At 46.6% G+C, this 18,063-nt stretch carries 25 protein-coding genes and 2 tRNA genes; 2 read left to right on the top strand and 25 right to left on the bottom strand.

Annotated features, from left to right (window positions below; all coding sequences use genetic code 11):
• Positions 1-118 precede the first annotated feature (118 nt).
• Positions 119-877, top strand: coding sequence for a response regulator transcription factor (locus ING2E5A_RS00705; protein WP_071135750.1), 759 nt, complete (start codon positions 119-121; stop codon positions 875-877).
• Positions 878-931: 54 nt separating this feature from the next.
• Here the strand turns inward: ING2E5A_RS00705 and ING2E5A_RS00700 are convergent, their stop codons facing one another.
• From ING2E5A_RS00700 to ING2E5A_RS00660, 9 genes are all read right to left on the bottom strand, one after another.
• On the bottom strand, positions 932-1,690 hold the full coding sequence (locus tag ING2E5A_RS00700) for a HesA/MoeB/ThiF family protein (protein ID WP_045088821.1): 759 nt from the start codon (positions 1,688-1,690) through the stop codon (positions 932-934).
• Between the two features lie 83 nt (positions 1,691-1,773).
• Positions 1,774-2,319 carry a hypothetical protein gene (locus ING2E5A_RS00695; RefSeq protein ID WP_052673052.1) on the bottom strand — a complete coding sequence of 182 codons (546 nt, stop codon included), beginning with the start codon at positions 2,317-2,319 and terminating at the stop codon, positions 1,774-1,776.
• 125 nt (positions 2,320-2,444) lie between these two features.
• A complete protein-coding gene (locus tag ING2E5A_RS00690) occupies positions 2,445-3,362 on the bottom strand; it encodes a relaxase/mobilization nuclease domain-containing protein (protein ID WP_045088820.1) in 918 nt (305 codons plus the stop codon).
• The gene (locus ING2E5A_RS00685) at positions 3,352-3,732 is read right to left on the bottom strand and encodes a MobC family plasmid mobilization relaxosome protein (RefSeq protein WP_231960403.1); all 381 of its coding nucleotides are present in this window, start codon (positions 3,730-3,732) and stop codon (positions 3,352-3,354) included. Before ING2E5A_RS00685 ends, ING2E5A_RS00690 begins: the two co-directional genes overlap by 11 nt.
• A gap of 122 nt (positions 3,733-3,854) precedes the next feature.
• The gene (locus tag ING2E5A_RS00680) at positions 3,855-4,793 is read right to left on the bottom strand and encodes a toprim domain-containing protein (RefSeq protein WP_071138111.1); all 939 of its coding nucleotides are present in this window, start codon (positions 4,791-4,793) and stop codon (positions 3,855-3,857) included.
• A gap of 194 nt (positions 4,794-4,987) precedes the next feature.
• The gene (locus tag ING2E5A_RS00675; protein ID WP_071135749.1) at positions 4,988-6,178 is read right to left on the bottom strand and encodes a primase-helicase family protein; all 1,191 of its coding nucleotides are present in this window, start codon (positions 6,176-6,178) and stop codon (positions 4,988-4,990) included.
• A gap of 4 nt (positions 6,179-6,182) precedes the next feature.
• Positions 6,183-6,524 carry a helix-turn-helix domain-containing protein gene (locus ING2E5A_RS00670; RefSeq protein ID WP_071135748.1) on the bottom strand — a complete coding sequence of 114 codons (342 nt, stop codon included), beginning with the start codon at positions 6,522-6,524 and terminating at the stop codon, positions 6,183-6,185.
• Positions 6,525-6,834: 310 nt separating this feature from the next.
• Positions 6,835-7,260 (bottom strand): hypothetical protein, encoded by a 426-nt coding sequence (locus tag ING2E5A_RS00665; protein ID WP_045088815.1) that lies wholly within the window; start codon positions 7,258-7,260, stop codon positions 6,835-6,837.
• Between the two features lie 160 nt (positions 7,261-7,420).
• A tRNA-Gly gene (locus tag ING2E5A_RS00660) sits at positions 7,421-7,493 on the bottom strand.
• A 115-nt stretch (positions 7,494-7,608) separates the two neighbouring features.
• On the opposite strand from ING2E5A_RS00660, the gene ING2E5A_RS00655 reads away from it, so the two are divergent.
• Positions 7,609-7,682, top strand: a tRNA-Pro gene (locus ING2E5A_RS00655).
• Between the two features lie 56 nt (positions 7,683-7,738).
• Here the strand turns inward: ING2E5A_RS00655 and ING2E5A_RS00650 are convergent.
• The 16 genes from ING2E5A_RS00650 to ING2E5A_RS00575 all read right to left on the bottom strand — a co-directional run bounded on the left by ING2E5A_RS00650 (position 7,739) and on the right by ING2E5A_RS00575 (position 18,036).
• A complete protein-coding gene (locus tag ING2E5A_RS00650; protein ID WP_071135747.1) occupies positions 7,739-8,023 on the bottom strand; it encodes a winged helix-turn-helix domain-containing protein in 285 nt (94 codons plus the stop codon).
• Positions 8,016-8,603 (bottom strand): hypothetical protein, encoded by a 588-nt coding sequence (locus ING2E5A_RS00645; RefSeq protein ID WP_071138110.1) that lies wholly within the window; start codon positions 8,601-8,603, stop codon positions 8,016-8,018. Before ING2E5A_RS00645 ends, ING2E5A_RS00650 begins: the two co-directional genes overlap by 8 nt.
• A gap of 136 nt (positions 8,604-8,739) precedes the next feature.
• Entirely contained in the window at positions 8,740-9,213 is a 474-nt protein-coding gene (locus ING2E5A_RS00640; RefSeq protein ID WP_071135746.1) for an Lrp/AsnC family transcriptional regulator, read from the bottom strand.
• Positions 9,214-9,353: 140 nt separating this feature from the next.
• Positions 9,354-10,043 carry a 2-C-methyl-D-erythritol 4-phosphate cytidylyltransferase gene (locus ING2E5A_RS00635; RefSeq protein ID WP_071135745.1) on the bottom strand — a complete coding sequence of 230 codons (690 nt, stop codon included), beginning with the start codon at positions 10,041-10,043 and terminating at the stop codon, positions 9,354-9,356.
• 13 nt (positions 10,044-10,056) lie between these two features.
• A complete protein-coding gene (xseB, locus tag ING2E5A_RS00630; protein ID WP_071135744.1) occupies positions 10,057-10,254 on the bottom strand; it encodes an exodeoxyribonuclease VII small subunit in 198 nt (65 codons plus the stop codon).
• A 26-nt stretch (positions 10,255-10,280) separates the two neighbouring features.
• Positions 10,281-10,661, bottom strand: coding sequence for a hypothetical protein (locus ING2E5A_RS00625; protein WP_071135743.1), 381 nt, complete (start codon positions 10,659-10,661; stop codon positions 10,281-10,283).
• Between the two features lie 7 nt (positions 10,662-10,668).
• Positions 10,669-11,910, bottom strand: coding sequence for an exodeoxyribonuclease VII large subunit (gene xseA / locus ING2E5A_RS00620; protein ID WP_071135742.1), 1,242 nt, complete (start codon positions 11,908-11,910; stop codon positions 10,669-10,671).
• Complete coding sequence (locus ING2E5A_RS00615) at positions 11,907-13,547, bottom strand: S8 family peptidase (RefSeq protein WP_083373106.1); 1,641 nt, start codon at positions 13,545-13,547, stop codon at positions 11,907-11,909. Before ING2E5A_RS00615 ends, xseA begins: the two co-directional genes overlap by 4 nt.
• Positions 13,548-13,640: 93 nt before the next feature.
• Complete coding sequence (locus tag ING2E5A_RS00610) at positions 13,641-14,117, bottom strand: DUF4252 domain-containing protein (protein ID WP_071135740.1); 477 nt, start codon at positions 14,115-14,117, stop codon at positions 13,641-13,643.
• Between the two features lie 302 nt (positions 14,118-14,419).
• Entirely contained in the window at positions 14,420-14,617 is a 198-nt protein-coding gene (locus ING2E5A_RS15145) for a hypothetical protein (RefSeq protein WP_092034235.1), read from the bottom strand.
• Between the two features lie 95 nt (positions 14,618-14,712).
• Positions 14,713-15,681 carry an IS110 family RNA-guided transposase gene (locus ING2E5A_RS00600; RefSeq protein ID WP_071135738.1) on the bottom strand — a complete coding sequence of 323 codons (969 nt, stop codon included), beginning with the start codon at positions 15,679-15,681 and terminating at the stop codon, positions 14,713-14,715.
• A gap of 104 nt (positions 15,682-15,785) precedes the next feature.
• Complete coding sequence (locus tag ING2E5A_RS00595) at positions 15,786-16,289, bottom strand: hypothetical protein (protein ID WP_071135737.1); 504 nt, start codon at positions 16,287-16,289, stop codon at positions 15,786-15,788.
• On the bottom strand, positions 16,276-16,782 hold the full coding sequence (locus tag ING2E5A_RS00590; protein WP_071135736.1) for an RNA polymerase sigma factor: 507 nt from the start codon (positions 16,780-16,782) through the stop codon (positions 16,276-16,278). The genes ING2E5A_RS00595 and ING2E5A_RS00590 overlap by 14 nt, the downstream gene beginning before the upstream one ends.
• On the bottom strand, positions 16,772-17,245 hold the full coding sequence (locus ING2E5A_RS00585; RefSeq protein ID WP_071135735.1) for a DUF4252 domain-containing protein: 474 nt from the start codon (positions 17,243-17,245) through the stop codon (positions 16,772-16,774). Before ING2E5A_RS00585 ends, ING2E5A_RS00590 begins: the two co-directional genes overlap by 11 nt.
• A gap of 85 nt (positions 17,246-17,330) precedes the next feature.
• On the bottom strand, positions 17,331-17,543 hold the full coding sequence (locus tag ING2E5A_RS00580; RefSeq protein ID WP_071135734.1) for a hypothetical protein: 213 nt from the start codon (positions 17,541-17,543) through the stop codon (positions 17,331-17,333).
• Positions 17,527-18,036 carry a flavodoxin domain-containing protein gene (locus ING2E5A_RS00575; protein ID WP_071135733.1) on the bottom strand — a complete coding sequence of 170 codons (510 nt, stop codon included), beginning with the start codon at positions 18,034-18,036 and terminating at the stop codon, positions 17,527-17,529. Before ING2E5A_RS00575 ends, ING2E5A_RS00580 begins: the two co-directional genes overlap by 17 nt.
• Positions 18,037-18,063 lie beyond the last annotated feature (27 nt).

Raw genomic sequence — 18,063 nt, 5'->3', positions numbered from 1 at the left:
TTTTTTTATATTTACGGACACAAAAGTACAGTTGTCGGGGCAAAAGGGAATGACACAAAAGTGTGTTTCTTAAGTTCCGGATGTAAGATCCGTCTGTTTTTATTAAAAGGAGTGTTGTATGGCTAAAAAAGAGGATTTTTTCATTCAGGAGAATGAAATTCTTTTTGTCCCTGATGAGGACTATGCACCCATGGAAAGGTATATTCAGTTTTTGGATGCGTTCTCACGAACTACTTATGTAAGTATTTACGTCATTGACTATTTCAGGAAAAACTTCCTGTATGTGTCTGAAAACCCTTTATTCCTTTGTGGTATGCCTGCCGGAAAGGTCAGGGATATGGGATACGATTTTTATCTTGAACGTGTGACGGATGCAGACCTGCCACTTCTACTGGAAATCAACCGGGCAGGTTTTTTGTTCTCGGAGTCTGTTCCGCCTGTGAACCGGCTGGAATATACGCTTGGTTACGATTTCCATATGAAACAACCGTCAGGCAAGGCTATGCTTGTCCACCATGAAATCACACCGCTACATTTGACAAGGGACGGCAGGATATGGTTGGCGTTATGCTCGGTATCCCTCTCCTCACAGACGAAAGCCGGTAATATCGAGATTTCCCGTCAGGGTTGTAATTCGCGCTGGAGGTATCATCCGGAAAATAAAAAATGGGTCAAATATGCGGGTGTAGAACTGGAGGATTATGAAAAAGAGGTGCTCCGGTTATCCGCACAAGGCTGCACGATGAACGAAATTTCTGAACAGATCCATAAGTCGGTCGATACCATCAAGGGGTATAAACGGTTACTGTTTGAGAAATTAAACGTGGGTAACATAACCGAAGCCCTTGGTTTTGCCATTCACCACAGGCTGATATAGTATAATTCAAAGTGGAGCTCGAAGCTTTACAATACCTTTACTTGTCTCCCCTGTTTAATTCCTGTCATCTATAATGGATGACAGATAAAATTTTGGATAGCGTTTTGTCTTTTGCCCCGTGGCAATGCAAAACAACAGGTTGGTGCACAATCCGGCGGCTATCCACGAAGCGATAGGAAGTTGCGGTGGCGGAAGTATACTTTTTTCATTTTTGTATTGGGTGATGATTTTTTCAATCCACGGCTTGGGTTGTACCCAGAGTTTAAAGTAATTCACAATGCGCTCTATAAGCTGTACTTCAAAGTTCTCCCATTTATCGGTAAAGTCTTTCAGTTGCGGGCCTGTAGGCTCCACCACAAATGCCAATCCGCCCCAACCGAGATTATAGGGGTGTATGACCGGGACATTATACTTCTGGCACCATTCATCAAAAACAAACGGGATATCCGACTGGAAATCCAATGCGTTTATGGCAACATCTTGTTCTTTAACCAGTTCTTCCACATTGCCGGCATCGATGAATGTATTTATTGCCGTAATGTCAGCATTTGGATTGATACTCAATAAATGCTCTTTCAAAGCTTCGGCTTTGGGTTTACCTATATCCTGCATCCGGTAATTCTGGCGGTTGAGGTTTGATTCTTCCACCACGTCGCCATCCACGATGGTAATGGTTTCAAATCCGAACCGCAATGCGCACTCGGCTATAATACTGCCGATACCTGCACCACCCAGCAGGATGCGGAAATGCTTGAGGAGTTGCTGTTCTTCCGGGCGGACATAAATTCGGTTCCTACTGTATCTTTCTTCCATATTGTCTTATTTTTGCAACAAAGGTCGTGAAGAAAAATAGTGTACACAACACACAAAAGTGTGTTTTTTGATCGCTGTGAAATTTATTTTTTGTGTTTGAAATTTTCCACATCCTGTCTCAACTGCTCTGCTTCCAGTTCTTTCAGCCTTGCCCTTTCCAACCTTCTGGTTTTTTCGATAACTGCTTTTTCGTGCTGTTTCACCAGTTTACGGATCATTCTCACGCTATCCCTCCGGTTCTCGAAAATACTGTCGAGATCGTTTACACCTGCAGGGGTGATTTCTCCCTGCATCTGGACGTAACGGTACTTTAAATCGTTGTCCTTGCAGGTAGTGATTTCTTTCTGCTGGTAGAATACGATGAAAAATAAAATTAGGCACATGATACATAACCCGATCATCCCGTAAAATACCTTACTGGAAGCGATACTGAAAATATGGTGGTATTCAGTCCTAACCGGTTTGCGGATTTCTCTGATGGCTTCATCCAGTTTACCGGATAACTCGTCGATGGCCGACAAGCCGAGTATTTCGGGTTGGGTGGGAGCGCTATTACTGTTCCCTGCCTTTACAATCTCCCTGATTTCCTCGAAAAGCGTGTATATCTCGTTTACGTCTTTATTCTTCATTTCTTTAATGTGTTATTGTGTTATTACCTTGATATTTTATTGCACCCTTGCATTTATGCATTGAAGTACTATTTAATGAGATCATGATGCCATGACTTATTGAGATATTGACTGCATTATGTAGACTACATCTGCCGGCCGTACCTGCGTTTCTTCTTTTTTTTCGGTTGCTGGTACAGGTATGCCTGATCGTCATCATGCCCGCTTGCAGGCCGGATGTCGAACAGTCCTCCCAATCCCGATACAATGGATTCTGTACTGTTGTGTACCGTTGCCGATATCGATTGTGCCTGATCCTGCCGCATGGACTGTCGGACGTTCTGTTTTAATTGGTAGTCGATTTTCGAGTAACTGAACATCCTGTCCACTTTCGAGCCGTTGAACGTGTACCCTCCCTTTCTGAATTTTACTCCCTCCACGGTGGTGGTATTGCCTTTGGTCTTGAATTCCGTCCTGATTCCTGATCTTTCAAGTTCTCTTATCAATTGTTTCCAGTCCCTGCACCTCGGGACGGAAGTTTTAAGGGCTTCGTATATCTCGTATCTGGTCTTGTCCGGCTCACGCAGGCGGTGTTGCTTCACATTCTCCTTGCCCGTGGAATAGTATAATCCGTACTTGTGCGTCAATTCCTTGCAGATCTTCTCGCTCCGGTAACGGTCGTTACTGTCGGATATGGTCTTGCCGTTATTGTCAACCCGATTAAAGACAAGATGGATGTGCGGGTGTTCCTTGTCGAAATGCCTGGCAATGATGTATTGTGTACCGGTGATCCCCATCCGCTGCATGTAATCATGGGCGATTCTTACCATCACCTTGTCGGATAGCTTTTCCTTGTCCTGTGCCGAAAAATCGAGCGAGACATGCCCGACCGGTTTCGATACCCTGCCGTTCATCCCTGCCTGCGTTACAAAGCCGTCGATGACGGTATTCAGGTTTTTCAGCCGTAAGCCGTCCGAATTGAGTATCCGTGTCTCTTTCTTTTCATCGATGACGTATTTTATTACGCCCTTGAATGAACTTCCCTTTGTGATCTTAGCCATCATTGCGTAAAGTTTCTATCAGGTCATCGATCTTGACTGCCAGACGGAGATATTCCCCCCTTGCATTGGCGTACCCCTCGGCATTCGCTCTCCTTGCGATCTGGTTCAGGTTGTTCCCCATCCCCGACAGCTTGCGGATATGGCCGTTCAGTTCGGGGGTTATCCGTGGACGGATCATGCTCCCAGATATGGACTGCCGGATAAATTCACTCCTGCTGATCCCTGCACTGTTTGCCTTTGTCCTTAGCGAGATATACTCCCTCGTGTCGAGTTTCACGCTGACGGTGTACTTGCGTTTTTCTCCCAGTTTCTTGGCGGGTCTTCCTCCCTTTTTTATCGTGTTCATACTTTCGTTCTCAATGTCATTTTTCATTATGATTTCATTCCAGACCGGCGGGATTTCTTCTCCCTATTCGGGGAGCAAGCGGGTTTTGGTACTACCAAAACATAAACTTGCTACTCCCAAAAACATAAGGTATCCCATTTTTTGCCGCATTAAATTCCTAATCCCCTTTTTGGTTTTTGGACTGGCTTCTTAGGAGATCGGCTGTGTTTCAAATGTGCCCCTGCGCACAAGTATTCATTCAAGTCCTTGTACCCCGAATAATGGTGCGAGGAATTCCGCACACGGCAACCCAGTTCCTTTTGCAGTTTCCTGAAAACGGTCATCCCTGCCTTGTCATTGTCAAAGAAACAATGTATCTGTTGGTAGTCCGCTAATAGCGGTAATGCTTTCTGCTGGTTTGCCGTCGAGTTGAGAATGATATGGTCGTGCCGGTTGGAATTTGGATATTCCGGATTGAGTTGTTTGTGTATGGTAAGCAGAGAGAGATAGTCCATAAACCCCTCGAAAACGAGACAGCTTTCCTTTCCGTCCTCCTGCCGGATATGGGTGATATCCTTGGGGGCGATGCATCCCTTGAATGAGGAATTGCGCAGTTCATAGCCTCCGGCATTGTTCGCAAAGCCGATGGCATAGTAGATGTTTCCTGCTGCGCTGTAGTGTATCTCCCTGCATTGTTCCCGTGCGATGTCCGCATTGATCTTCCGGATTTTCAGGTATTCCAGCAGTCGGGGATGTTCCAGCGGTTTATCTTCGATCAGGGTGATACCGCTGTTCTTTCCGCTGTTCCGGTGAAAGGAAAAGGATCGTTGCTCCTCCATGGGTATGAGCGGCTGTTCCCTCAGATGTTCGATGGCGTCATTGAAAGTGCATCCCTCCAGTTTCATCACCAGGTCGATGATGCTTCCTCCCTCGTCGCTTCCGAAGTCGTACCACAGATTTTTGGAATAATCGATTTTGAGGCTTGGCGTGCTGTCATCCCTGAACGGGCTCCTGTACATCCCGTAGCCGGAATATTTCCTTGCAGGGTAAAATCCCCGACTTTTCAGGTAATCCCTTATCTGTATGTTTTTTATATTGTCTCTATTCATTTTTCTGTTGTTTTGTTGCGGTTTATCCAATACTTGCTGTATTACAATACATTACACTGACAACACTTCCACAACAAGTATTATTTCCGTTGCCGCCCGTTCCCGACAATCCCGGTTTTGTTGTACGGTTGTTGTGCTTTTGTTGTTATTTTTATTTCATTGATTATTAACCAATTAACGATGAAAGAAAAACATCACAACAGGATTTTATCGATCACCTCTTTCCCTACCTCCAGATACCGTCCTTTCCTGTCCAGTGGACTTATCTCCCCGTTAGGGCCTATACTGTAAAATGTATAATCGCTGTTGTGATCCGAACGGAGCTTCCAGTTATCCTTTAGAATGTTCCGGATTTGAGGAAGGTTTGCTTTCAATCCTGCATTCCGTACCACGTCAAGTAAATCTTTCGGGCAGCAATGGATTCCGGTCAGGTTGAGCCGTTCCATGACCTCGGCACAATAGGAAGCCATTTCAATCTCGACCTTGCTCGAATTGTATTTCTTTATCTTGTTCAGCGCAGGGGTTTCAAGCAGCGAGGGTTTGAACCACATGCGGGATTCGTTTTGCGTGGATAGCTTCCGGTTCTTCAGAAAATGCAGGAAAAAGGGTATTTCCTTTGTCATCAATTCCTTTAGGGAAGTTATATCCTTTTCGACCGGTTTGATTTTACGAACCCAGAAACGGATTTCTTCCCTCGGGATGATAATCGGGTTCTTTTCATTATTGGAACAGAGTACGAACTTGGCAAAGAACTCGATCTCACGACGGTCTTTCCCCTTGGCTTCAATCTTGTAGTCTCCGGCTGTTGACAGGTTCTTGATCTTCTCGGTATCCTCCATCCTGTTCAACAGCAACTCATCGACCAGGATCAACAGCCGGTTTGCCCAGTCGGCATTGAACTGGCTTTTAAAATCCTCGTTCGTGTTGAATGTGGCATTCTTCCCGAATAATGCTTTCAGGAATTTCAGGAACGTTGTCTTGCCCGTTTCTCTTTCATTGGATACAAGCAGGAGAATGGGCAGCATTTGTGTCGGACGGACATACAATAGTTGGATATAGTCAAATCCCAACTCTATCTGTTCCTCGAAAATGTGTTCCAGAAATAGCCGAATATAAGGAAAATCATCCTCGCATGGTGTATGGCCAATAGGTTCGTATTGGTTGAGGAAAGTTCCATATACCTGCCGGTAGTCTATATGACTGGGTATGATGCAAAAGCCGTCGTATTTCCCGATTTCGGGGAGACTGTTTTTCCCGTAATCCTGCCGTAGTGCTTCATAGCTCCAGACAATCTTCTCCTCGATAAAATCGCCACTGATCAGTGGTCGCCTTACATTCTTGTACAGGGTTGTCCCGACACGGATATATTCTCTTTTATTTCCCATGACCTCATTTCATTTTCCTGCGTGCGCTACGGGCAACGGTTCGGGTGATTTCACTATAGTCATGTCGGTTTCGTGTCTGGCTTGCAGCCCATTTCAGTACCTCTTTCCGTGAAAAGACAAGTTTGCCGTTATACATCCGGTGCGGGATATCTCCTGCGGAAGTGAGCTTGTACATCTTCCCTCTGGATGTGGGATAACCGTTTTCTTTCAGGAAGGCGAGTATCTCCACAAGGTTGGCGGCATCCGTATCGTTCTTTTGTTCTGCCGGTGCCGGTAGCAACCCGTGTACCGCCTCCTTTACCAGCGCTTTCAATTCGTCGGGTGTTGTGATAATAATTTTCTCCATTACGTTTTCTTTTAAATTATAAATAGAAATCCATCGCACAAAGTAAAGTCGTATATTACTGAAAATCAAATCACAAAATCGGTTTACAAATGTCTTTATTCGAAGTAACTCGATGCCATTCATAGACAAATGTAAAGTAATAATAAGGATTAAACTTTACCTTTTAACAACTATATAAGTCAATCCGGAGACAGTCGAAGCCACTCGATGCCAAACGTAAAGTGGTAATTATTTTCGGTTAAATAAATATAAATAGAAAGGGGGAGTATCTGGAAATGAGAGGTGGCAACAGTTATAAGATACTGTATAACTATAATTTATCTACCAACTTTTTCAATCCCTGCAATATGGATCGGGTAGTAAAGATATGCGGATAATACTGAATGCTGCTGAACTTGTCACTTGCAGTTTCAGGGATTTCTGCCTTGATAATCTCCGCATCGATCCACTTATCAACGGTCGGACGGGAAATGCATAATATATCGCTCATTTCACGCTTGCTCAACTCGACCGGTTCGGTGATACCGTTTCGGGAAATATATCGTTCAAGTGATACAAGGGCTCTTTTAAGGTTTTCAGGCTGTGCGGTATATGACTGCTTACGTTGCTTCAGGGTTATAACTGCGTTTTCAATATCAAGACCATCAAGTTCAGGGTTGGATTTAAGTTCCAGCCTTACATCTTCAAATCCTCTCAGATCGGAAAGGGGAAAGGTATATTTGCGGGGACGTGCCATAATCCATGATTTTGAATAGCAAACATACTATTTATTATTCGATTTCAGTAGATAACGTTGTTTTTCTTTTCATTGTTTTTCTGGGCGCATGTTTGTTATTTGTTTGTTATAAGAAAAAAGCACCTACCGGAATAAACCGATAAGTGCTTGATGATGAACGAGCGGCAAACGAGACTCGAACTCGCGACCCCCAGCTTGGGAAGCTAGTGCTCTACCAACTGAGCTATTGCCGCAAAAGTTACTGCAAATGTAACATTTTTTTTTATTGATTTCTCCTTCGAAAAAGAGTTTTTTTTCAATTTTGTTCTGACAAAAGGAAAAATATTGTACCTTTGCAGTCGAAAAGATCGGGATGTAGCACAGTTGGCTAGCGCGCCACGTTCGGGACGTGGAGGTCGGGTGTTCGAGTCACCTCATCCCGACAAAAATAGGGTAGATCTCTTGTTGAGATTTACCCCATTTTTTATCTCCGGAAATGTTAAAGTTTCAGATAACTCTTAAGCGATTCCACATAATTTTCGAACGCCTTCACGCCAACCGGAGTTATCTTGCAGACAGTACGGGTCCGTTTCCCTGCAAACCCCCTCTCCACCTCTATATACCCTGCATCGTTCAGTTTGTCGATCTGCACGCTCAGGTTGCCGGAAGTCGCCCCTGTCTGCTCTTTCAGGTAGACAAAGTCGGCTTCATCCACCGAAAGCAGGATCGACATGATGGCCAGTCGAAGTTCGGAGTGTAGCAATGGATCGAGCTCCTTAAACATGACTTTTCCGACTTTTATAGTTCAAGATATGCCCCGGGATTACCTGAACCAGCAGGAATAGTGCTGCAAAGACCAGAATCGAATCGAGCGATGTGCGGAGTATCAGACAGAGGCTCGAAAGGATCATTCCTGCAAAGCCGGAAATGATCAGGGGTGTAAACCTGATGATGAGGCCGGTCATGGCTGTACCGGCACTGATGAGCAATACCACCAGGAAGAGTATCGGGAAGCTCTCGACAACGGTTGCCGCAATGGAGGGGATCAATGCCGATACCCCCACTACAATCCAGACATAGCCGATCACCCGGTCGATATAAGTTCTGGGCAGGGTTCTACTCCTCTTCATGGTGAGCATCATTGCCGGGAATCCGATGATGGGTATGGCAAACCAGAGAAAATTCCAATAGGGATTCCCGGTATGGACAAGCAGATACCACACCGCCAATGAGACGGCAATGGTCACATAACCCCAGATCAGGAAGGGTAGCCCACTTCCCTTTTCCATTTTCTTCTGTGTATTCCGAATCATCTGAGTAATCAGTTCCAGACTCTCTTTCTCATTTAACGGTTTTTCTTCCATATTGTTTCTTTTTTTAAGGGTGAATGAAATGGGTTGTTTATAAATAAAACACGATACAAAAATAAACCAGTTTATAATATAAACAATATTGAGAGACAAAAAAGTTTGACAATTAACTTTATTTAATATTTTTAGATTACTCGCGGGGAGACTCCTTGATGATAGGTATTTCTCTTTTCACACTCTGGCTGAGCGAAATCATAGTTTCTGTAGCCACAACACCCGGGATCTCCTGGATTTTATTGTTCAACAAATCCATCAGGTGTTCGTTGTCTTTTGCATAGAGTTTGACAAGAAGTGTATAGGGGCCTGTGGTAAAATGACACTCGGTAATTTCGGGAATCTTCTCAAATTCGGGAATCACGTTCTTATACATCGACCCCTTTTCTAGTTTCACGCCGATATAGGCACTTGCGGCATATCCTAAAATTTTGGGATTTACGTGATAACCCGATCCCGTGATAACATTATTCTCTACCATCCGTTGGACACGCTGATGAATGGCGGCGCGTGAAACTCCGCATTGATCTGCTACATCCCTGAAGGGAATGCGGGCATTCTGTGAGATAATTTCGAGTATTTGCCTGTCTAGTTTGTCTATTTTTTCCATGGGAACTCGTTTTAATTCATTACACAAAGATAGAGAAAAAGCGACAATTGAGTATCATTTTGAAAAGTTTTTTTTAAAAATTTGGTGTTTTTGTTGTTAAATGGGGGCTGTATACCGATTTAATGTTTACAAAAAGTAATTCAGATGAGGTTGTTTCCGTATAAAAAATCTGCAAATGCCAAATCGATCGAAGTGGTGATTTTGATGTTTTTCTCATCACCTTCCACGAGTTTTATCGGAATGCCACTCTCCTCGGCTACCGAAGCATCATCAGTGAATCTTTCGTGAAAAGTGGTCTGGTAGGCTGCTTTCAGCAGATCGGCAGGAAAAACCTGCGGGGTTTGTACAACCCGAATTCTGCTGCGGTCTATCGCTTTGCTTGTCTCCCCGTTGAGCAGCCGGAGGCTGTTTTTTTCCCCGACTACCGGAATGACACCGCACCGCAAGTCGGAAGCTTCACCGAAGCATCTCCCGATCACTTCCGGTGATACGAATGGACGGGCCGCATCGTGGATAGCTACGATCTCATCCTCCCCGATCTTCGCCAGTCCATTTTTCACGGAGTGAAAACGTGTCTCGCCACCGTTGACGAGGATATGTGGCAGTATGAAGCGGTGCAGCCGACAGAGCTCTTCCCAGAGAGTCCGGTAGGCAGCGGGTAGCACGACTACTGTCCGCATCCTGTAATCGAAGCGGTGAAAAGCCTCTATGGTGCGCATCAGCATCGGTTTACCACCAATGGATTGAAACTGCTTGGGCACCTCTCCTCCGGCCCTTGTTCCCTTGCCACCGGCAACGATAATTACGCTAAAATGTTGTTCTGGAATCATGGCTACTGAATCATCACTGGATCTGTTCGAGAATTTTCTGCAACTCCTCGTCGGTTTTCGTCAGTTTTTCCTTGCAGAATGCGATGAGCATGGATGCGCGTCTCACCTTTTCTGTCAGCGCGTCCACATCCAGCTCCCCAGATTCAATTGCTGATACTATTGCTTCAAGCTCCTGTTTGGCTTGAGAATATGTCAGGGTCGATTCTTTCATTTATCTCTTTTTTTAAAATATCTTTTCTAATGATAAACCAGGCTATGGCAGAATAGTTCGTAAACCGAAAGAGGAGGTTGCTCAGAACCGTGGGCAGCTGGTGTACGATTAAAAGTAACCCGGTAGCGATTCAGCAAGTTGATCAATTTGAACTCCTTTACGGAGAGTAGCTCATTGTCGAACCCCTTGTCCAGCTTCAGGAGACTGATAATTGGATCGGGCTTGAAGATCAGTTGCACAAAAATAGATGCAAAGAGGAGAAGCACAACCACGGAGAGGATCAGGCTAAGTAGGGGCATGGTGTTGAACAAGACCATGATACTAGGAAGGTAGTTGAAGATTACGGTGGCCAGAAAATAGAGGCCAAAACTCCTCAGTACAATTCTGAAAAGATCTTTTGTTGCCATGATAGATTTATTTTAGGGTTACGGCAGATTCAACCTTTCCATCTGCAAACAGGGTTTCAATAATATCTCCCTCCAACAGTTCCTCTTTCGACTTGATGATCCTTCCCTGCTTCAGCGTTAGGGTATATCCCCGCTTCAGAATATTTTCAGGTGAAGCCATATGGATATACTGGCTCTTCTCCGACATGAGATGTTTTTCGTGCTGTAGCAGCTTATCGGTCTGGTGTTTAAGAAGAGCCGTCAGCTGCCGTGTTGTGGAAAGCTCATCCCTGACAAATATCTGGGAGGCGTGTATTGTACGCCGGGAGAGCTCGGCCAGCCGGATCTCTGCTGTCTGGACAGCCATGCTGCTCTTTTCCACCAGGCGTTGCTGCAACTCCAACAGTGCCGTTGCGGTCTGTGCGGTGTGTGAGACCAGGAACTCGGCTACTGCCGTAGGTGTTTTTGCCCGTGTATGGGCAACCAGGTCTACCACGGTGATGTCACGTTCATGGCCGATTCCGGTAATCACCGGGAGCGGGAACTGGGCACAGTTGGTTGCCAGCAGGTAGGAGTCGAAGCAGCTGAGATCTGATGATGAGCCACCACCTCGGATAATTGCTACAACATCGAAGTGCGCTCTATGTGCGTATATGGTATCGAGTGCGGAAATTATCGATGATTCGCTCCGTTCGCCCTGCATGATGGCCGGAAATAACCGTGGATAAAAAACAAAACCGTAAGGGTTGTTGGTCAACTGATCGCAGAAATCTTCGTAACCGGCTGCCGTGGGAGAGGAGATTACCGCAATCCTGTTGACCAGTTCGGGCAGAGTCAGCTCCTTGTTCAGCGTCATCACCCCCTCCTCTTCCAGTTTTTTGAGAACAAGCTGCCGGTTTCGGGCCATCTCGCCGATGGTGAATGAGGGGTCGATGTCCACTACCGAGAGCGAATATCCGTAAAGCCCGTGAAAATCGACAGAAACCCGTACCAGTACTGTTAATCCCGATACAAACCGCTGACCGGTTTCAGCTTCGAAGTATGAGGAGAGCATCTTATACACATCGTTCCAGATCACTCCGCGGGCTCGCGCAATAATGTTCTGTCCCTGGAGATCCTTTTCAATAAACTCCAGATAGCAGTGTCCGTTCCGGTTCAGGCGCACATCACTGGTTTCGGCGCATACCCAATAGGTATCGGGCAGGTGGTCGTGAATGGCATCACGCACCTGGCCGTTTAGTTCCGACAGTGAAAGTGATGGCCTATTCATAACCTGAACCGGATCGTCTTTTGTGTAAATGGCGACATGAAAATAAAGTGCAGGTACTTATTCTTTTGCAGTACCTCCCGTTGAACGGGAAGAGTGAGCTGCCCCTCTTCAAACCGGTATTCTGCAATCAGATTCCCCGATTCGTCTACCAGATTGATCCTGTAGGCATCTGGTGAGAGTTCTGCTTCGGTAAGCAGGACTTCGAATCTCTCTTTCGCACTGCGTGTTATGGAGAACTCCCTTTCAACAACCCTCTTCTTGTGAGGCTCCAGGCTCCCCAGCACCTCCTTCAAGGCTTTCCCGAAATCGGGTATACCGTATCCATAAACGGAATCGGGACGGTTATACCGGTCGGCCGACCGTTTCACGATATCAATTACCTCTGCACGGGACAGGTTGGGATTGGCCGACCATAACGATGCAACGAGCCCTGCCATAAAGGGAGATGAGAGTGAAGTTCCGTTTGTAAACCCGATCAGTCCGTTTTGACCAATTGTTATGGTGGCTTTGCCCACGGAGACAATGTCGGGTTTTAACCGCTTGTCGGCGGTATACCCTTTTGAGCTGAATGGAGCGATAAGGCTGTCGATTCCCACTGCCCCCACGGAGAGTGCATGCTTTGCATCGGCGGGCGGCGATACCTTCTGCCACTCTTTACTCCCCTCATTTCCTGCGCTGGTGACCAGAATCATTCCCTTTTCATATGCCTTGTCGGCAGCAAGACTCATCAAGGAGGTCTTGCCATCCAGGTCGACATGCCGGTAATTCAGTGTTGAGTCGTCGAAATCGGTGTAACCGAGAGAAGTGTTGATCAGGTCAATCCCGATGCTGTCGGCATACTCGACTGCCCTGACCCAGTAATCCTCCTCAACCGGAAATTCACTCGTCACATCTTCGGAACGTAGCAGGTGGTAGGTTGCGTGGGGAGCCGAGCCAATCATCACTCCGGGCAGGTTGGTAGCCATGGTTGAAAAGACCTTTGTGCCGTGGTCGCTCGAAGCAAATATATCGCCTTCCGGTACAAAACTTCTGAACCCGGCGATATTGACCTCGTCGAACTGCGGGATGACATCAACATTGGTAAACCCGGCATCGATAATCGCAATCTCAATTCCTCTGCCGGTGAATCCGCTCAACGCCATCTGTCGGGCATTGTGGAGAGCGAACTGTTTTGTGGTGATTCCGAAGGGAGTTACCGGGTCAGCTTCATCGGGACACTCCATACATCCCAGCCTGGGACGGACAGAATAACGATGGTTCCGTTCAATGCCCCGCCATACATACCGTGCCGAGTCCACAAACGGCAACTGTAGAACGGCATCGATCCGTGAACTGTCGTTCAACTGGATCACGATCGTATTGAACCATTTGCTATGTGAGACAGGTTTTGCACCCACACTCTTCAGCTGATTGAAGTAATCCGAAGAGATTGGAAGATCCGATTGATCGATTGGCACCTGCTGGCGTCTCTTTCGTTCAATGGCTTTGGGTGTGAGGAACTTCTCCGGTTCGGATAGCGTGACTTCAGAATTCCCCTTATCCTTCAGGTAGACCCTGAAACGGTACTGCATCTGTGTAGTTTGGGCGGATAAGGCGATACTCAGCAGTAAGAATAGGGTAGTGGCGGGTAATCTCATACTGTTTCTATAGATGATAGAGCGACAAATATACACAAAAAATCCGTTGAACAAGCAACTGTTCAACGGATTTGACAGTGGTGGAGCGGAAGATCACTTATTGAACCCTTCGGTCATCTTCTGGACATCCTGAAGGGAGAAATTACCCAGGAACTGCATGATCACATTTTCACCATCATTTCCGGCAACAATCATGATCAGTTCGTGGATTTCTTCCGGTTTGCCCTTCATATAGAAATTGACGTTATCGTTATCGTCAGATTTCACCCGCATCAACAGTTCGTACTCATTTCCCTTTACACGTTCATTGGCCAGTGCCAACATCTGAGGAGCAATCTTCTGGTCTTCAGATGTGAGGATAAGGATCGAGGAGAGCTTGTTCAGGAACTCCCCCACATTCACACCTCCATAATCCACCTTTGAATTTTTGGGTATCAGCGACAACATCGTCTTAGAAATGTAGACCGATGTTACACCGTCCATGTCGGAGAACTTTTCGAACGGATTTTTCTGTGCAAAGGCGAATGTGAAGCACGCCAGCAATAGTATGGATAAGATCGATTTTTTCATATGTAAATTGTTCGATATATAAATATCTATTAATTAATGATTTAATTCATTTTAAAAATTATATTTCTTCGTTTTGACAAAACAAAAGACAGCACTCATCTTTTGGACAAATGCACCGGTTATCGGAAAGACAAACAGGTAAGAAGGGTTTAAAATTTCATATGCGTGCTCTTGGGCAACAACCTTGGGTGCTTACCTGTTGAGGTCAGTTTCATATTCGACTTAGACGCCTTGTCGCGCCGTACGCCAGTAAAAATCGACCTTTGGTACTTGTTTCCCGTTTATGTCAGGGTTGGAGACTTTCAACTTCCGGCAGGACTGACGGGATTATGCGGGACAAGCTCGACGCAATATCCCATCTTTTCCAACTCTGCCTTCAGATACCTTTTGCGCCTTGCTTCCACCCGGCTGTTTAAATAATCGGCTCCCAGTTCATTGTAAGGGACTTCGTCTTTCAAGACATGATACACCGACTTGAGGATGGAGTGGGCCACGGCCACTATGGCCCTTTTCTTGCCGCGGCGGGCCGCCAGGCGATGGTACCGGGCATGGTAGAACGTGTCTTTTGTCCGCGATGCCGCCCACGCTGATTGGCTCAGGATGGATTTGGCCTGCTTGTTCCCGTGGGTGGTGCGTCCGTTTTTTTTTTACCGGCACTCTCGTTGTTACCCGGTGAAACGCCCACCCAACTGCTTAGATGATTCTCATTGGGGAAGACATCCATATCCAGCCCGATCTCGGCGATAAGGTCCTCCACGCTCTTGCGGTTCAATCCCGGGATCTCCCGCAGGCGTTCCAGGGCATTCTCATAAGGGGCAAGGGCCTGTTTGATCTTTTCATCCAAATCCCGTATGAGAGACTCCAGGTGGTGGTTGTCCCCCCGGATAGTGCCCAGCAGGTAGATGTGGTGGTCGGTGATGTAACCGTTACAGGCTTCAAAAAGCTCCTCTTTGGTGGCTTCTATCTTTTTGTGGTATACCTCTTCAATATCGCCCATGGTCACTTCTTTCCCCTGACACAACTTGTCGATCAGTCTGGTTGCCGTTACTCCCGAGGTATCGCTTAACACGCTCGAAAGTTTCACATTGCAGTCTTCCAGGATGCGGATGATACGGTTCTTGTTCGAGGAGATATCCTGTACCAGTTTGGTCCGGTAACGCGTCAAATCCCGTAACTCCCGTTGTTCACGAGGGGGAATATAACTGGGTTTTAGCAAGCCGGCAAGCAATAACTTGCACAGCCACCTGCTGTCCTGCTTGTCCGTCTTATGCCCCGGGACGTTCTTCACGTGGCGGGCATTGACTATCCAGACCGTCAATCCCGAGGGCTCGAGGACATGATAGACAGGCTTCCAGTAGACTCCCGTACTCTCCATTACAACGTGGGTTACCCTGTTTTCCAATAACCAGTCTTTTAATTCTGTCAAAGAGCGCGTCACGGTCCCGAATTCACGGGTTTCCGTCCTAAGTCCTTCGCCACTTATGGTGGCCACTAACATCTTCTTGTGGACGTCTATCCCGCATCCCCGGGAGACGACCTGGTTGAATGACACTTGTGATTCCATAAATTATTCCGTTCAATGAGTACGGCAAATGTACGGAAATCTTCCATTTTCATTCCCTTGGATGTTTTAAATTCTCAACATGGATGTTTCATATGTTTATCTCGTTATTTAAGTGAATGATTGATTATCTCCTGTGCCTTCTCCAGGTGCATGTTGGCCTTTTCGACCGATTCGGTCCCCATCGAGAAATTCTCCGAAAAGAGTTGCAGGGCCGCAACCGTGGCCCGGTATGCCTCGTCGGGACTATTGTATGTATCGCTAAAGAGCGCTGTCTCCCTCTGCTGCTTCTGGAACTCATTGATTCCGAAAAGGAGAGCCAGTGATGCCGCAACGCCGGCCATCCAATATCTCGCGTGGAAGAACCTGATTTTCCTGATTGACGGTTCTGCCTCGCCGAACGAGTCGATAAGCATCTCTATCGTCCTGGCAGATTCCTCAGGAACTTCCACCGACTCGGAATTGAGTGCGCAAAAGAGTCTCTTGTCGGATAGAAGCTCGTCGGGGATATCGTCCTGGAGAAAAAAAGCGGTCAGTACCTTCTCCTCTTCCAGCGATGTATCTCCTTGGTAGAATTTTTCCAGTAATTTTCTGATATCATTGCTTTCCATTTCCGTCTCTGTTTAATTTCTCCTTTATTGTCCGCCGCGCTCTCGAAAGCAATTGGCGGATGTTGGTTTCCGTCTGCCTTGTCGTTGCGGCGATCTCGCTAACCGACATCTCGGCAAAGTGCCTGAGCCTGATCGCCTCCTGCTGAGATTTTGGCAATGAACAAAGGCACTTCATCAAATTCGACAACTCGTCGCGGGCATCAATTCTCTCTTCATCCCTGCTCTCAAACCCCGGTTCTATCTTTTCAGCAGCCGATCTTCTCAAACGGCGATTTTTCCTGAGCCAGTCGATGGAGAGGTTTTTGGTCATCGTCACCACAAAGGCTTCATCGTTGCAGATATTCATTATATTTTCACGCTGTTCCCAAAGCTTTATGTAGACCTCCTGTACAACATCATTGGCATCCTCTCCGTTTTCAAGGATATGGTGCGAAATCCGGTAGATCATCGGATGAAAGGGGAGAAAACGCTTTTTGAACTCTTCATTGCCCATTGTTGTCAACGTTGACCAATTGCTGTATATGTTCGGGCTTGAATTTTCCCTTGATGCGAACCAGTACCGGTTCATCACCCAAGGAGAGAATGACCAGCTCGCGAATCTCTTCCTTCTCTATCCTGGCGAGAATCCGGGTCTTCTCGTCCTGTTCGTTCGCCTTGAGCAGCACCTCGTATTTGTCGTCGCGCAGCTTTTCAGCCATGGTGTTGAACTGCTGCTTTACCTCGTTGGAGCAGCCATCCAGTTCCAGCACATGTATGCCCGAAATGGAAAAGCCATTGCCATACTTGGCCGACAGAGGTTTGAACAGCAGTGCCTTCAATCCGCCCAGGCTAACCTTTTCTACATTCCGGGCGTTAGCAAATTTTCGGTATAACTGTTCCAGCGAGATCGAAGATTGGCTGTAGAGTGCGAATGTGAATAATCCGCACAACAATGTGATCAATAAACGTCGGTTCATAATTTTGAATGTTAGGTGAATGCAATAGGGGAATTCTCCTCCCGTTACAGAGAAGACGACGCGGTATCGGATTTGTGACAAGAAACTACTCTTTTTTGAATTTTTCCCGGTTTTTCTCTCTCAGCCTTAAAACGAAATGGAGCAGAACCGCCAGGCCAAGGCATGCACCGACGACCGTCCAGAACTCGTTGAGGTTGCCAGACTGCTTGTAGTTGGGATATCCTATCACGGCCATGACGATGGCGTAAATAGCCAAGGCCAGAGGCAGAAAGATGGGTTTTTTACTCTTCCTCGGCATGGGACGGGTTCATTTTTTTTGCAAACTGTTTGATCTTTTTCCAGGAGGAGGGCGACAACTGCGCTCCCGATCCACCGCCTGGCCGGTAGATCATCATCCTTTCCAGGATGGAGAGCCGGAAGCTGTCGAATGTTCCGTCGAAGTAGGCACTGACAACAGCGCCGTTCAACAGTTCGGCCGGGAAAGCCTGTCTCAGTTGCTTTTCGGCCTTTTCCCCAGTGTCGGGGCAGGTGATGAAGAGCCCGATCCGCTTTTGAGTGAGCAGTTCGAGATTGGCGCTACAGAAATTGGAGACTGGCTCCAGCACTTTCCCAAGATGGATGGAGCTGCCAATAATGATGGTGTCATAGGTTGAGGCATCCGGAAAAGAGACCCTGTTTCCCAGGTCACATATATCCACCTTGCCATCGATCAGGTTAAAGATTTCCCGTGCGCACTTCTTAGTTTCACCGTGCCGGGAAGCATAAACAATAAGTGTGTTGTTTTCTGCCATTTGATGATTGTTTATTTAGAAGTGCGA

The organism is Petrimonas mucosa (genome assembly GCF_900095795.1).
Lineage (GTDB): Bacteria > Bacteroidota > Bacteroidia > Bacteroidales > Dysgonomonadaceae > Petrimonas > Petrimonas mucosa.
This window is presented reverse-complemented; position numbering and strand designations above follow the sequence as displayed.